The organism is Pseudoalteromonas sp. APC 3355 (assembly GCF_030407615.1).
Classification (GTDB): domain Bacteria; phylum Pseudomonadota; class Gammaproteobacteria; order Enterobacterales; family Alteromonadaceae; genus Pseudoalteromonas; species Pseudoalteromonas distincta.
Window position 1 is genome coordinate 622,246 of the sequence record NZ_JASDDB010000002.1, and the last position, 14,847, is coordinate 637,092.

General features: G+C 39.5%; 13 protein-coding genes and 1 pseudogene. 10 read left to right on the plus strand and 4 right to left on the minus strand.

Going from position 1 to position 14,847, the window contains the following annotated elements; genetic code table 11:
* Positions 1–141: 141 nt before the first annotated feature.
* Positions 142–1,566 carry a sugar porter family MFS transporter gene (locus QMA08_RS06010; RefSeq protein WP_290173938.1) on the minus strand — a complete coding sequence of 475 codons (1,425 nt, stop codon included), beginning with the start codon at positions 1,564–1,566 and terminating at the stop codon, positions 142–144.
* 410 nt (positions 1,567–1,976) lie between these two features.
* Here QMA08_RS06010 and QMA08_RS06015 point away from each other — a divergent pair, with 410 nt between their 5' ends.
* Both QMA08_RS06015 and QMA08_RS06020 read left to right on the plus strand, forming a co-directional pair.
* Positions 1,977–4,517, plus strand: a complete 2,541-nt coding sequence (locus tag QMA08_RS06015) for an RNA-binding domain-containing protein (protein WP_290173940.1) — start codon at positions 1,977–1,979, stop codon at positions 4,515–4,517.
* A 189-nt stretch (positions 4,518–4,706) separates the two neighbouring features.
* The gene (locus QMA08_RS06020; RefSeq protein WP_290173942.1) at positions 4,707–5,000 is read left to right on the plus strand and encodes a hypothetical protein; all 294 of its coding nucleotides are present in this window, start codon (positions 4,707–4,709) and stop codon (positions 4,998–5,000) included.
* Positions 5,001–5,097: 97 nt separating this feature from the next.
* On the opposite strand, the gene QMA08_RS06025 is transcribed toward QMA08_RS06020, so the two are convergent.
* The gene (locus tag QMA08_RS06025; protein ID WP_290173943.1) at positions 5,098–5,586 is read right to left on the minus strand and encodes a dual specificity protein phosphatase family protein; all 489 of its coding nucleotides are present in this window, start codon (positions 5,584–5,586) and stop codon (positions 5,098–5,100) included.
* Positions 5,587–5,675: 89 nt separating this feature from the next.
* Here QMA08_RS06025 and QMA08_RS06030 point away from each other — a divergent pair, with 89 nt between their 5' ends.
* From QMA08_RS06030 to QMA08_RS06040, 3 genes are all read left to right on the plus strand, one after another.
* On the plus strand, positions 5,676–7,877 hold the full coding sequence (locus QMA08_RS06030) for an exonuclease domain-containing protein (RefSeq protein WP_290173944.1): 2,202 nt from the start codon (positions 5,676–5,678) through the stop codon (positions 7,875–7,877).
* A gap of 136 nt (positions 7,878–8,013) precedes the next feature.
* Positions 8,014–8,895: a hypothetical protein gene (locus tag QMA08_RS06035; RefSeq protein WP_290173946.1), complete on the plus strand. Its 882-nt coding sequence runs from the start codon at positions 8,014–8,016 to the stop codon at positions 8,893–8,895.
* 62 nt (positions 8,896–8,957) lie between these two features.
* Positions 8,958–9,911, plus strand: a complete 954-nt coding sequence (locus QMA08_RS06040) for a hypothetical protein (protein ID WP_290173947.1) — start codon at positions 8,958–8,960, stop codon at positions 9,909–9,911.
* Here QMA08_RS06040 and QMA08_RS06045 read toward each other — a convergent pair.
* A complete protein-coding gene (locus QMA08_RS06045; RefSeq protein WP_290173949.1) occupies positions 9,895–11,241 on the minus strand; it encodes a S8 family serine peptidase in 1,347 nt (448 codons plus the stop codon). The two genes, QMA08_RS06040 and QMA08_RS06045, sit on opposite strands and share 17 nt — an antisense overlap.
* Before the next feature lie 130 nt (positions 11,242–11,371).
* On the opposite strand from QMA08_RS06045, the gene QMA08_RS06050 reads away from it, so the two are divergent.
* The 3 genes from QMA08_RS06050 to QMA08_RS06060 are packed head-to-tail and all read left to right on the plus strand — an operon-like array spanning position 11,372 to position 13,138.
* Positions 11,372–11,863, plus strand: a complete 492-nt coding sequence (locus QMA08_RS06050) for an RNA polymerase sigma factor (protein WP_182737156.1) — start codon at positions 11,372–11,374, stop codon at positions 11,861–11,863.
* Positions 11,860–12,600, plus strand: a complete 741-nt coding sequence (locus QMA08_RS06055) for a hypothetical protein (protein WP_290173951.1) — start codon at positions 11,860–11,862, stop codon at positions 12,598–12,600. The genes QMA08_RS06050 and QMA08_RS06055 overlap by 4 nt, the downstream gene beginning before the upstream one ends.
* Before the next feature lie 25 nt (positions 12,601–12,625).
* Positions 12,626–13,138 (plus strand): hypothetical protein, encoded by a 513-nt coding sequence (locus tag QMA08_RS06060; RefSeq protein WP_290173952.1) that lies wholly within the window; start codon positions 12,626–12,628, stop codon positions 13,136–13,138.
* Positions 13,139–13,170: 32 nt separating this feature from the next.
* On the opposite strand, the gene QMA08_RS06065 is transcribed toward QMA08_RS06060, so the two are convergent.
* Positions 13,171–14,055 (minus strand): DMT family transporter, encoded by an 885-nt coding sequence (locus QMA08_RS06065; RefSeq protein ID WP_290173953.1) that lies wholly within the window; start codon positions 14,053–14,055, stop codon positions 13,171–13,173.
* Positions 14,056–14,157: 102 nt separating this feature from the next.
* Between QMA08_RS06065 and QMA08_RS06070 the strand changes: the two genes are divergently transcribed.
* Complete coding sequence (locus tag QMA08_RS06070) at positions 14,158–14,295, plus strand: hypothetical protein (protein ID WP_290173954.1); 138 nt, start codon at positions 14,158–14,160, stop codon at positions 14,293–14,295.
* A 145-nt stretch (positions 14,296–14,440) separates the two neighbouring features.
* Positions 14,441–14,845, plus strand: a pseudogene (locus QMA08_RS06075) (sel1 repeat family protein); the annotation flags it as partial.
* Between the last annotated feature and the right edge of the window lie 2 nt (positions 14,846–14,847).

The window sequence follows — 14,847 nt, forward strand, 5'->3', positions numbered from 1 at the left end:
CTGGTAAAAGGAGCGTTTACGTATTAACAGCAGTTTAAAATATATTTATTAATTAACGTTGAGCTCATCCAAACAATCACTCTTAAATAACGCCATTGTATGTAAAAGCAAAGCGGTGATTAATATCACCGCTTTTAAAAATTACATAGATTCGAGCGTTTTACCGCGTGTTTCTTTTATGTATTTAACAACAAAAAATATGCTTATAAGTGCCGATAACGCATAAAAGCCATAAGCACCGGCAAGGCCAATGTTAGCCAGCATAATAGGGAAGGTCATGGTAATGGCAAAGTTAGCAATCCATTGTGCGCTAGCTGCAACAGCAAGGGCTGCACCACGAATACGGTTATTAAACATTTCGCCTAATAATACCCATACAACAGGGCCCCAACTTAAGCCAAAAAATACCACAAATAAGTTAGCCATAATCAGTGCAAACGTACCCATGTTATCGCTAAGGGCAAGTTTGCCTGCTTCATCAAGGCCTGCACTACCAAATATATAAGTAAGCGCGCTTAAGCTGATAAACATACCAATACTGCCTACTAAGAGCAGTGGTTTACGGCCAATTTTGTCAACTAGGGCAATGGCAATAAAGGTCGATACAATATTAGTAGTACCTGCGAGTACATTTATAAATAGCGATTGCGACTCGTCAAACCCAGCGGCTTGCCAAAGCTCAGAGCCGTAATAAAACACCACGTTAATACCCACAAATTGCTGAAATACACTCAGCGCAACACCCACCCAAACAATTGGGTGTACTTTTTTACTGCCATCAATAAATAAATCGCGAATACTTGGCTTTGTATCGCTATGCAATGAGCGTTTAACATCGCTTATTTGCGCATCAACGTTGTCGTTCGAAATTTTACTAAATACCGCTTTAGCATCGCCTACTTTACCTTGCGCCACTAAATAACGAGGTGACTCAGGAATAAACAAAACACCGACTAAAAACAACACAGCAGGCACAAGCTCAGCCCAAAACATCCAGCGCCAAGCCGCTATATCAAGCATTAAAATATTTTGCGCGCTGCCTGCAGCATCAGCAATTAAGTAGTTACTTAAAAACGCAGCAAATAAACCCAATACAATAGCGAGTTGTTGTAATGTAGCCAAACGACCACGTAGTGCTGGTGGCGCAACTTCTGCAATGTAAGCTGGCGCTAATACTGACGCAGCACCAATACCTAAACCACCAAATAAACGGTAAAAAATAAACTCCGCAGAGCTTTCGCTAATGCCCGACCCAAATGCACTAATGGCAAAAATAATCGCGGTGATGATCATAATTGCACGGCGACCAAACTTATCAGCCAGCGGCCCCGCAGCAAGCGCACCTAGGGCGCACCCTAATAACACAGACGCTACATTAAAGCCCGTAGCTACACTGCTAGAATTAAATGCATTACCGAGTGCCGACACTGTGCCGTTAATAACGCCCGAGTCAAAACCAAATAAAAAGCCACCAATAGCAGCCACAGCCGATATAAATATTACGTAAAAAAGAGAGGTGTTTTCAGCTGTGTTGGCTGAGTGGGAAGGCGGTGTGTGCGTTGTCATTATATGCCCTGAAAGTTAATTTAAATATAAAGGGGCATAATATCGTAAAGCGTTATGGTTGAATACATTTGTGCAGGTATAACGATTTAGCGGGTATAAATTAAGCCGTTTAAAGGTTTTAGTTTAAAGGCTTTAAAACTAGGTAATCGCTCTTTTAAATAACACAGACTGAATTTCAATAAACAATGTGCTTTGTATGGAAAGTGCCTGTTTTTCAATATGACTGATTTCTACCTCTAGTTTTTTGTAATTACATAATTTGTTCTGAAGTTAGGTAATTGTTTACAGGTGGTTATTTGGTGGTTAAAGTGAAGACATTATAAAATAGGGACATCTATCGGTCTAAAGCGACAGATGTCGTAGACTAAGTTGTTGCGTGTTAATAATTCAGAGTGTATCTAGAGACCTATATGGATGTAATTAAAATTAAGCAGGAAATATACGAGTCAATACTGTGTGGTGATGTTTCCGCATCAGTAATTGAAAAACTTGTAAAGAGCGACGGCACATGTCTTCCGAAAGAATGCGAGCTTTGGGATTATAAAAAGACATTTGAGGACTCCAAAGATGCATACCTAAAAACACTGAAATCAATTATCAGTTTCCACAATACTTTTGGTGGGTATATGATTTTTGGTGTAGACGAGGTTGAGAAAGATACAACGTTTATTCTTACTGGAGTCGAAAAGAACTTAATTGACCAGCAAAAGCTAAGGGGGCAGTTTGACCGACACTTTAACCAAAGACTCGATCTTACATACGTAGAGTTACTTATTCCTTCGCCAGAAAATGATGTCCTCGTTGGTTTGCTACATATTCCTAAAAGAGAAAAACGAATTCATTCAATAGCAGCTATCAATGATGGTTCCAACTCTAAAGGTAAGGTGATATTAGAAAAAGATGCTGTTTATATAAGAAAAATGGATGAGTGTAAAAAAGTTGTTTCTCAATCTGATTTTGAATTCCTAGTGTCTGAAAGAGGCTTTAATGTTGAAGAAACTGAATCTAAGAATATAAGAAAAAATATAATCGAACATAACCTACCTGATAAAAACTTCATATGTCCACATTTTATCGGGAGATTTGAAATAATTCAGGAGTTATGGTCTTGGCTCTCAGATGATTTTCAATACACCAAGGTTTTAGCCGCAGATGGTGGTAAGGGGAAAACATCAATTGCGTATGAGTTTTCTCAGCTGATAATCAAGTCAGGAACTGAGCTGTTCGAACAAGTTATCTGGCTAACTGCAAAGAGACAGCAGTTTAAAGCCGCATATGATCAATACGTTGGTACACCAGAAACACACTATAAAGATCTTGAATCACTTCTTAAAGAAGTTTGTTTAAGAACAGGTTTTTTGCCTGAAGAAGTAAAAGAGTTTACTTTGCAACAATTGCAAAGATCTGCCAGAGATGGCTTACATTTAATTCCATCGTTTATTGTTGTAGACGACATTGACTCAAACTCTCCCGAAGAGCAAAAGCGTATCATGGAGATCGCTCGTTCTATATCAAATACGTCATCTAGAGTTTTGATGACAACACGAGCCAACAATATTTATTCAAACGATTCTTCAATCATAGTGCCAGGACTAACTGGAGGTGAATATAAAGATCTTGTTGAATCTATGTGTGATTCTATTGGCCTTCAAATATTTAATGATAAAAATACTGAGAAGCTAAATATAGCTTCTGAGGGGTCACCATTATTTACCGAATCAATTCTAAGATTATGCAAGTTAGGACTTTCAGTAGATAACGCAATTATTGATTGGTCGGGAAAGAGTGGGGATGCGGTACGAGAAGCAGCATTGAGGAAAGAAGTTACTGAATTATCACCTGAGGCAATAAAAATTCTACTAACTATTAGTTATGTTGGCTCCTTGTCACGCAGCGAACTGCATCAGTATACTGATTTTGAAAATGCAGAAATCAATACATCAATTGAGCAACTAGGGAATCTCTTTCTTATTAGTAGTATAGAGTTTATCGAAGAAGAACCAAGATTTGAGAGTACCTCATCTATAAGTAAATTAGTTCTTTCTATAGCAAATGATATAGTGCCAAATGCAGATGAATACATCGGTAGAATTAGAGAGATTTGTGAGGGTTTAGAGGCAAATTCACAGACTCACATACCAGAGGTTGGAGCAGCGGTTAGGCAATGCAACTCTCTTTTAAATGAAAAAAGGTATGATGATTCAAGAAATACGGCACGTTCACTGATAAGAAAACCACGATACAAAGAAAATAGTGACCTTTTCTTTATTCTTGCAAAGACTGACTATGAAGATCCTAGCGTTACTAATGAGGTTGCTAGAAAATCATTCTCTGGTGCATTCATTAAGGGCCAAAGAAAGCTCGCATTTTTTGAAATGTGGTATCAAACAGAAGTTAATTATGGAAGTAGTAGCGCAATATTAGATGTTTGTAAAAATGCTCTTCATAGTTTAGGTAAATTTGATGCTCAATGGGGAGAGCGGTATGTGTATGCAAGTTACAATCAAGCGAATAATGCTACAAGTTATGAAAATAAAATTCGCCATTTTGTTACCTGTTATGATCATCTGTCAAAGTTAATAAAGATATCTAAAAAAGAAAAATGGGAGCAGTTTAAAGATCTGAGTATTGAGGTTGTTGATGCTATATGGGAAGAGTCTGTTAATAATTCTATGTATGAGGTCGCTGGTCGAGCAATCATAAATTCTGTAAACGGTGGAGATATTAGAAGTATAAACTTTAATAGAATGATTGAGGTATCTGAATTTTTTATGGACGATAAGTTAGTTTCAGAAGAGGCGTTTCGAGAACTTAGGGACAATCTTGAATGGGCATCTAAACTTATACGTGGCGGCTCTGGGAGCCGTGAGACACTGGCTTTAAAGTTGGAGCAAACATATCGAAAAATTATAGCGTCGACACGTAACAAGAAAATGCGGGTGTCAGCGTAGCTGCACCTGATTTTGGCATTCAGGCTGTAGAATTACTCTTTTCAAAAAAAACAGTCTGTTTTATGGATTCCAAAGAATGCATAACTTAATGTTTTGAAAACGTTTTGAGTTAATTACAGAAACGCATTATTTAATTGAATTTGGCTGTTGGAGTTATTCTACGGCTTCGTTATGTTTAGGTGACACTACGTGAGAATAATTGATGAAAAACCTTGGAGTTGGACTCTATATAAGCATAATGATGAGTATTTCTTATCTGTGATGTGTGGTTCTGTCGGGTTATATAGTCGAGATATCATTTTAAGCATTGATGAAACTGAGCGTTATCTAACCCGAGGAATTGACGAGATAATTAAAATGGCAAAGTTAATTTCTTTTAGCCCCCAAAAGTTTAAATCCAGGCATATTGTTGGTTTTCATGAAAAACTCGCTGCTATAGTTGCAGATGAAAAACTTCGAAATTATTTTGAAAATAAAACCTAATAAGTTGTTCGCTTATCAATCGCTAATCCATAGCTAGCTTAAAAGTATTTTTAGCACTATTTATAGTGCTAAATCCTCCCCAGCCTCTCCCTCACACTTAAAAGTTATTAAAGTACTCTTTTTGCAATTCTATAGTAAGCGCTTTAGGGCGAATGCATTGTACTAGGCTGTATACTTCTTCTTTTGTGTAACCTGCCGAATTTAAAATAAGCGCAGCGACCAACCCTGTGCGGCCTGTACCGCCTTTGCAATGTATGGCAATGGTTTGTTTGTGTTGTATGGCCTGTAATATGTCGGTTTTGTGGGTGTTCCAGCTTGATGTAAAAGGCTGTTTGGGTGCTTCGTCGTCATTTATAGGTAAATGAAACCAGGTTATATCGTGCTTATTGCACTCACTATTAATTGTTTGTACGTTGTTTTTTTCAAGCTCTTTTTGCGGCATAAGCGACAGCAGCACGTTAGCGCCAGCTGCTTTTAATGTATTGATTGAATCCGCTAGGTTTTGCGTTTTTGTACCAGGGCAGGGCGTAAAAATAATATTTGCGCCGTTATTGAGTGATAAAACATCGTACGGATGCGCGCTCATGGTAAGTCCTTTATTTTTAATGAATTTGCTTTAATAAGCTCACTATAGCGTGTTTTAGTTACAAGTTTAAGATTGAATAATAAGCATAAATGCTGGATACTGTTTTTATATACAGTTATGGCGATATTATGAAAAAAGAATTACCAGCAAAATACTATTTAGCGCATTTTAGAGAGCTTATTGAGTTTGTAACTAGTAAATGTATGCATTTACTTGAGCCCAAACACAGCGAATTTATTAGTAAAATTAACCAGCTAGATGAGCAAAGCCAATGCATGTTGGCGCGTGTGTACTCGCGAAAGCCTTATTTAGTGCAGGCGCAATCGCTTAATTATGAAGAAATAACCTCGCCGCATCAGGCTATTTATACGCTAAAAAAAGCCGGTATTTTATTTGAGCCAAACGAGCAGCATTATTCGCAGCTTTTAGCGCACTTAACTAAGCCTTCTTTGGTTGAGTTGCTAAGTAATTACAGTGAGCAAATAAGTTTTAAAAAGAGTGCCGCTAAAGGCGCGCTGGTGGATATTGCGCGTGAGTTTTTTAAAGCACGCCCACAAGAGCTTGCGCCACTTTATAGCCAGTATGTAATTAATAACCGCAGTGATTACTACGAGTATTTTGAGTTTTTATTTGCAGGTAAACTAAGCAGTGGAGATGTGAATCATCAAAACCGTTTTGTAATGCGAGACTTAGGCTTAACCGTTACGCGCGAAGGACACAGCGAGAGCTTGTCGCGTTTTGAAACACTTGACGAAGCGCAATCAAACTATTTATTAAACCGTTACCGGTTAGCATTTAAAAATATTACAGATGAGAGCGACTATGTTGCTTTAGCGTCGCAGGTTTTAGTGCAAGCTGCACATGGTGCAATTGCCGTTGTATTAAAAAACAAACTATTAGTTAGGCTTTATAGGCAGCTAAAAACAGTTGATAGCGAACTTGCTTTTAGTTTACTTGAAGGGTGCGTGGATGATAGCGAAGCACAAGAAATTCAAATAAGAGAGCAATACAGGCTTGGCAATAAAGAGTGGGTAAAAGCTCGATTAGAAGCCATTATCGAAAACCCACTTACTGATGATTTACTTTATTTTGCTGACGATTTTTTAATGCGTAAGTTTAATAAAAAAACACGTTCGCGTTTAAGTGCCATGCTTGCCGACACTCAGTGCGTGCTAGAAATAGATGAACTGTACCGAGGTGAAGTAGAGCAGGGCGTAAACGATTATTATACTCGCGAAGGTATGGCTGTATTTAATACCGAAAACACGCTTTGGCAAAGTTTGTTTGGTTTAGTATTTTGGCACGAGTTATTTGTGGAGTCGCCTTATCCGCCATGCAATGAGTTTGATATTTATCCGCAAGTATTAAGGCTTGGTAATTTTTATGAAGCGCAGCAAACACAGATAAACGAGCGCTTAGCTCAGTGCCAAACGTCGCAAGCATTACTTAATTTAGTATGCAAAAATGCAGCGCAATATTTTGATCAGCCCAATGGATTATTTAGATGGCGCAGCAATTTATTAGAGCCACTAGAAGCGCTTATTTTAAACAGCCCACTTGAGGCATTAATTACTCATTTAACGGCTATGAGTAAACATTATTTACAGCTAAAAGACGGCTACCCCGACTTAATGGTTATTAATAATGGCCAAGTACATTTTGAAGAAGTAAAAGCCCCTGGCGATAAGCTTAGGCGCAACCAACTTACAACTATTGATAATTTAAAAAATGTGGGCTTTACAGTACACATTGCTGCAGTTAAGTGGTTTGTAGACCCAAACCGTGTTTACAGCGTAGTTGATATAGAAACCACGGGTGGCTTAAAAGGCGGCAACCGAATTACCGAAATTGGCATTGTTAAAGTGCAGCACGGTAAAGTAATTGATACTTGGACAAGCTTAGTTAACCCCGAGCGCCATATACCTGGCTTTATTACGTCATTAACCGGTATTAGCGACAGTATGGTTTACAACGCGCCTGTATTTGCCAATATAGTTAAGCCGCTATTAGATATACTCGCAGGCAGTATTTTTGTAGCCCATAACGTTAATTTTGACTACGGCTTTATTAAAAAAGAGTGCGAGATGGCAGGGCACTTTTTTAAAATGCCAAAAATGTGCACCGTGGTTGAATCGCGCAGAGCGTTTAAAGGGCTAAAGTCGTATTCGCTTGGTAACCTTAGTGCGCATTTTAATTTAAATTTAACCAGCCATCACCGCGCATTGGCTGATGCAACTGCCACTGCCGAGCTGTTACTGCTGATCCAAAACAGTGAAACGCTTACGCAGTAAACGAGTAATTTATATTTAAGAGTATGAAACTTAAATAATTAAGTAACGTTATTATAATTTTTTAATTTATTTTGGAATAAAGTGTTTTTGTAAATCGTCTTCTTTATGTCAATCCGACAAACTAGAGGACAAAACAATGACTAAATTAAATAAAATTGTAAGCGTAATGATGTTAAGCGGTGTGTGTACTTTTACAGGTGCAGTGCACGCCGCTGATATTGAAATATCCCAGTCAACGTCGGCGCAGCAACAAACATCTACATCTATTGCGCTTTCACAAAATGGTTTAACAGCCAGTGGTAGCAACGAGTCAAACGTATCTAACGATACACAGGTAACGGCTGATGATTCGCAAAACACAGATTCAACGGCGAATAACACGCAAACTCCAGCGCAAGAAAGCAGTGAGGCCGCAGAGCCTGCAAATTCATTAGTTGCATCTGCCAGCTCATCTTTAAATAACTCATTGAACGCATCGGCCTCGTCTTTAAATGCCACAGGTAATACCACAGTCAATACAGCGCTTGATGCAACCGCGCAGTTAACCTCATCGGCGGATAATTTAACGACTGCAGTGAGCCAATCGTCATTACTTTCTGTTAGCTCTGAGCAAGGCGCTCAGCCTGATACTACTGATACACCAACAGATGCCTCTTTACTTTCAAATGTGAGTAGCGCAACCGATTCAGTAACACAAGCTGATGCAGCGAGTGCGCTTAATGCGGGTGAGCTTACAAACCAATTAGCAATTACTAATACGGCTGCAAACTCAGTGAGTTCTGCACTGCAGGTAGGTGATGCAATTAATACCAGTAATGAAATTGTAAGTAGTGTTCAGCAATCTTTAATTGCCAGTGTGCAAGATAGTACGGTTAGCAGTTTACAAAGCACGGTACAACAAAGTGTTAGCGGGCAGGTGAGTGCAGCGGTTACTGATCAAATTAGTAACGATGTAGCACTTAGCACCGCAAGTGAAGTAGTAACCAACATTACTAACGACTTAGACCTAGGCCTTTAATACGCCGCGTGTTTGCACAAATGCCGAATAGGGAAACCTATTCGGCCTGTTGGAGAATAAATATGAAAGCAGTTATAACCGCCACATTGTGTGTTTTTAGTGCCCAAGCGGTGCTTGCACAAACCAACCACGTTAAAACACCTGAGCAAAATAAACCCTTTAAAAGTAGCTTTGAGCTAAATGCAGATGCAGAAGTTGGGGTATTGAGCAATTCAGCGCTCTCTGTTCAGGAGCTTGACGATATTTCGTCACAAAGCGACAGTGGCATAAAAACCGCAGCCGGTGTTAATGCAAAATGGCAATTAACCAAAGGCGCCAAATTAACCTCAAGCTATCGGTTTGAACAACAAGACTACGATGAATTTGATCAATACGATTTAGACCTTCATCAATATGGTTTAGATGGCAGCTACAGCTTTAATAGCCATGAGCTAGGGGTTCGTTACGATGGCGCAAAAGCAAATGTAGATGGCGAAACATTTTTACATTTTAATCAAGCTAGTGCTTACTATGGCCACTTTTTAAACCCACATACGTATTTGCGTATGAGCATAAAAACCAAAGCTAAACGTTTTGCTACTGCAAAAGCACGTAATGCCGATGGTTTAGGCGGCGATGTAGCGCTTTATCATTTTATAAATAATGGGCAAACCATGCTAATGGCAACGCTAAGTGCTGATAAAGAAAACGCCGACGACAACCAATACGACTTTAACGGCTACGGCTTTACTACTAAAGTTACGCACAAATTTACGGCCTTTAATGTGGCTAACAAAGTAGGGGCTGGCTGGCGTTATCAAAATAAAGATTACGATGAGCAAACAACGGATGATTTTTTTGAGCAAATACCGTCGCGAGATGAGCACCGAAATGTAGTTAATGCGTTTTATAACGTAGATGTGTTTGAGCACGTAACGCTAATAGCCGAGGCTGAATATGGCGATTATCAATCAAAGCTTAGTAGTAATACCTATACGCAATCGGTTTTATCGGCGTCAGTTAAAGTGCACTTTTAGGTGGGTAAATGGCGCCATAACCAAAGGTGGTGTCTTTGCCTTGCTCGCCTAAATCGACGACCAGCGATGTAAGCTCGTTAAGTGCTTTGGTTTTATTATTCCCATGCTTTAACAATAAACAACTTAATGCCGCGCTTACATGCGGCGCCGCCATTGACGTACCCGACTCCCTCCCAAATTTTCCATTGCCTTGGCTTGTAACAACATTTACACCAAGGGCTGCAAAGTCTATGTAATCGCCTTTATTTGACCATCTATAAATGTGGTTTTTTGAATCAATAGCACTTACCGCTATCACGCTTTTATACGCGCCTGGGTATAACGGCTGCGACGCCGGCCCTTGGTTACCCGCAGCAGCTACAATTAATACGTTTTGTTTTATTGCTGCAGTAATACTTGCTTCTAAAATTGCGTTATTTGGCCCCGTTAGGCTCATATTTATTACGGGTATTTTATTACTAACTAGCCAGTTAAGTGCCTCTACTATGGCAAATAATGTAGCCCCTTGTGCATATTCAGATTGTCTATAAAACACCTCGGCACTGTATAGCTCTGCACTGCTTAAAAGCGGGCTGAGCGTTGCTCCTTTACCTGTAATTAACCCCGCTATGGCGGTGCCGTGTAAATTTGGCGAGCTTAACCCTTTAGGTAAAAAGCTTTGCGTGGTGATATTGGCGCCTTTAAAAGCGTTGTGTTTGGTATTAATGGCGCTGTCGATCATGCCAATTTTTACGCTTTGTGTGCAGTAAGGAGCAACAGGCTTATTTGGTGTTACTTTTGCGGTAGGTTCGCCTGTTTGCGCTTGGTAAATGTGGTTTCGGTCAAGTATTGCAGACTCATCTAAGTTAAGTGCTTTTAATAACTCACTTTTAGAGTTAACACCTTGGGGTACATTAAAGCGCACTAAGCTCATGTTAAGTGCGTTGTAATTTTTTACCGATACAATGGTTACATTTTGCTGCTTTAGGGTATTAAGTTGTTGGCTATTTGCCATTAATAACCATTGGCGCTCTATTGCTCTAAAGCCGTTTTCAAGCTCTACTTCAACAAATGCGGTGTTTTGGCTATTTATATTAATGTTAAGCACATTGGGTAAGCTGCTAATTGGCTCACTAATTTGCGCTTTTAGTTCATCAATCGATATTTGTGGAACAGGCACCGGAAGCGGCAGGCGCTGTGCTCGCTCTATAGTTTGCTCAATACGCTGCTCTATTGGGTTTAGCTGCCCAAGCACCTGATCGACTCTTACTATGTTGGCTGAACTCGTTGCGCTAAATATACAAAGCGAAGCGGTTATTATGTGTTTAACGCGTGTGTTTTTAATATTCATAGTGGGTTACTCTATTAAATTTATCATACTGGTTAGTTAACGTTTAACACATAGAAATATTTCATTATTTAAATTATTTGGGAATAAATGTTTTTTTGAATCGTCTTCTTTATAAAAGGGGTAAAAATTAATGAACGAAACTATAAAAACCTTATTGCCCATACTTAGGCGTTTTGCCTATTCGCTAACGGGTAGTAAAGCAGATGCAGACGATGTAGTGCAAATAACAATTGAAAAACTATTAGTAAAAGGCATTCCGGATGACGTTGAGCCTGCTAAATGGGCATTTAAAATTTGCCGTAATGTGTGGATAGACGAATACCGCTCACGCAAGGTAAGGCAAAATACGGCTCAGGCCGATATTTTACCAGAGCCAATTACAAGCAATGAACACCAAACACTCGAAAATAAACAAATGCTTAAAAATGTAAATACAGCACTTGGGCAATTACCCGAAGAGCAACGCGCCATAGTATCGCTGGTGGCAGTGCAGGGCATGGCTTATAAAGAGGTAGCACATACACTCGATATACCTATAGGCAGTGTAATGAGTAAATTATCGCGCGCACGCAGTACACTTTATAATTTAATAAAACCCGACTTTAAAAAGGAGCAAGTATGAACATTAACGACGAAACACTTAGCGCCTTTTTAGACTCAGAACTAAGCGAGCACGAAATGGAGCAAGTGCGTAAAGCCCTTGAAACCGATGATGAGCTAGTAATGCGACTTGCAGAGCTAAGCGAAGTAGACATGTTAGTAAAAGAGCACGCAGCAAGTATTGACGACGCACCACTTAGTGACTCATTAGCTAAAACGGTTGTAAAGCTTGATACAGCAACGACAAAAAACACGTTAAACAGTAATGTAGTAACCTTAACGCCTTGGCAAAAGGTTAAGCAATCGGCTAATAAAAGTATAGCAATAGCAGCAAGCGTAGCTGTGGTATTTGGTATTGCAATGACGAGCTATTTACAACCCAGTGAGGCGCAAAACTTAGTAGCCAGCAATACAGCTTCAGCCCTTAACACGCAGCTAAGTAGTGGTGTGTTTGAGCAAAGTGATGGCTCAGTATTTAGCGCACAGCTAAGTTTTAAAAATCAGCAAGGTGAGCTTTGTAGGCAGTATGCACTAAGCTCAAATAATACGACGCAAACAAGCATTGCTTGTAAAACGCAAAGCGGTTGGCAAATTAAAGCGCAAACAGCCGTGCAGCAAAGTAACAGTGGCGCGCAATATCAAACGGCGTCTAATAACAATGAGTTAGATGCTGTTATAGATAGCATGATCAGCGGCGCACCACTCGATAGAGCGCAAGAGCAGCAAGCAATTAGCGCAAAGTGGCAGTTAAACAAATAATAATGTGTATAAAACGAGGTGAACTATGAAAACATCTATTTTAATTATCAGTATTTTACTTATGGCGGGCTGTGCATCTAAACCTGATTACCGCGCCGCAAATAATGGCTCACAAGGTTACAGCGAGCAAAAAATTAGCGACGATCAATACCGAGTAGAGTTTAAAAGCGTATCAAATAATGTAGCCGATGCCGGTGACTATGCATTATTGCGCGCGGCTGAGCTTACACAAGCACAAGGCTACGACTGGTTTGTTGTAACCAACAAAGAAACCTTTGTTGAGTCTAAATCGCAAGCTCCCGCGTCATCTATTAGTGCATCACAAAGCCAGCAATATGAGCGAAGCTGCGGTTTATTAACCTGCGAAACACGCGTACGTCCGACAAGCAGCGTAGGCGTACAAGTGAGCAACAATGATAAACGCAAAGAAGTGCACACCTTAATTGATATTAAAATGGGCAAAGGTATAAAGCCAAGCGACAACAGTTTTAGCGCCCAAGACTTAATTGAAAACTTAAGCAAAAAAGCACAAAAGTAAGCTTTTTTGGTAAAAGTGCTTGATATAAGCACTTAGCTTGTTTTAGCTAAGTGCTTTTTTCGTGGTAAAAATCCAGTAACCAGCATAGTGCCCACAATGACAAATAATGCGCCTAATAATGTATTTGGCCCAACTTGCTCATCTAAAATTAAATGCCCCCAAAAAATGCCAAATAGCGGAATTAAAAAAGTGACTGTTAACGCCGAGGTAGGGCCTATATCTTCGATTAATTTAAAAAATAAAATATAAGCAAGTGCGGTGCACATTACTCCTAATACGAGTACACCTAGCATAACGTTGGTGCTTGGTATTTCTCGTATTGGCATAAATAAGATAAGCGGTAATACCATAAAGCTTGAAGCCCACATTGAGCCATGGGCGTTATCGAATGGGGGCAGTTTAGGCGCGTTTTTAGTGTAATGCGATGCAATGGCATAGCAAAGTGATGCGCTTAATGCTGCTACTATGGCCAAAATTGATTGGCTATTTAACACAAAATGATTTTGCCCAACCAAAATAACTACGCCAATTAAACCCAGTAGTAAACCAATCACCATACTTTTATTGGGCTTTGTTTTTGTCCATAAAATTCCAACAACAACACCCCATATTGGTGTTGTAGAATTTAAAATTGAGAGTGTGGATGCGCTAATAGTTTGGGCTGCGTAAGCAAAAAATAAAAACGGCAGAGCAGAGTTCAACGCGCCTATTATAAAAAAGTGTTTTGTGTGCTCAGTAAACGCCAAGCGGCGTTTTAAGTACAGCGCCACAATAAAGAGGGTGAGTGCGGCAAAGCCAACTCTAAATTCTATTAACACCGCTGGGCCTAAGCTGTTAGCTGCCATTCGCATAAATAAAAATGACGCGCCCCAAATTGCAGCCAGGAAAAATAACCGAAGTAAACTTGCTAAGCTCATGATAGTATTTTAATTATACAAACAGGATTACACAATAGCAGGCTTTGCAAAGAGTGTAAGCCAGATTCGGTACTCGCATATAAAAATAATAAAGGACTAGTTATGGCTAAATGTATATCGGTTGCAGCGATTTTGGCTGTAGGTTTATTAGGTGGGTGTGGGTCGAACCCTGTTAGCCTATACAGCGACAATACAATGAAGAAAAAAGAATACAATGGTATTAATACCAATCCGCAATAATACTTAATCATTTTGCGGGGCTAAACGTGTCGCTACCTGCGTTAAAAAATTTTCATTTAGAACAACTAAATAGCGAATTTTTTGCCTAGCTATCAACAAGTTTCTCCATCCTCAAAATAGATTACTTAATTAAGCGAATTGGTATAAAGCGTATAAAAAGGGGCTGTACGAGCAAGCTTTTTATGATTTAAAAGAGCCGGCAGAACTTGGCTATGAAAGTGCACAATATACGTTGGCATTCATGTTTTTAAAAGGCCAATACTTGGAGCAATCTACTAAACTCGGAATGGGCTGGCTAGGTGTTGCAAAAGAAGCGGGGGTTGAGAATTGGTCTGCGCAATACGATGCATTTTACAATGCAGCGACTACGCAGCAAAAACAACAAATAGACGAAACAGTTGAGTTGTATATAACGCAATTTGGCGTTAAAGCACAAAATATGACCTGTCGGCGTTCAACTTCGCCTAGGCGTACATTTGGTGAAGTTAAAATTGATTGCACTAAGCACGAAGGTAGCGTTACCGAGCACGACATACAGATAATAGAATAGAG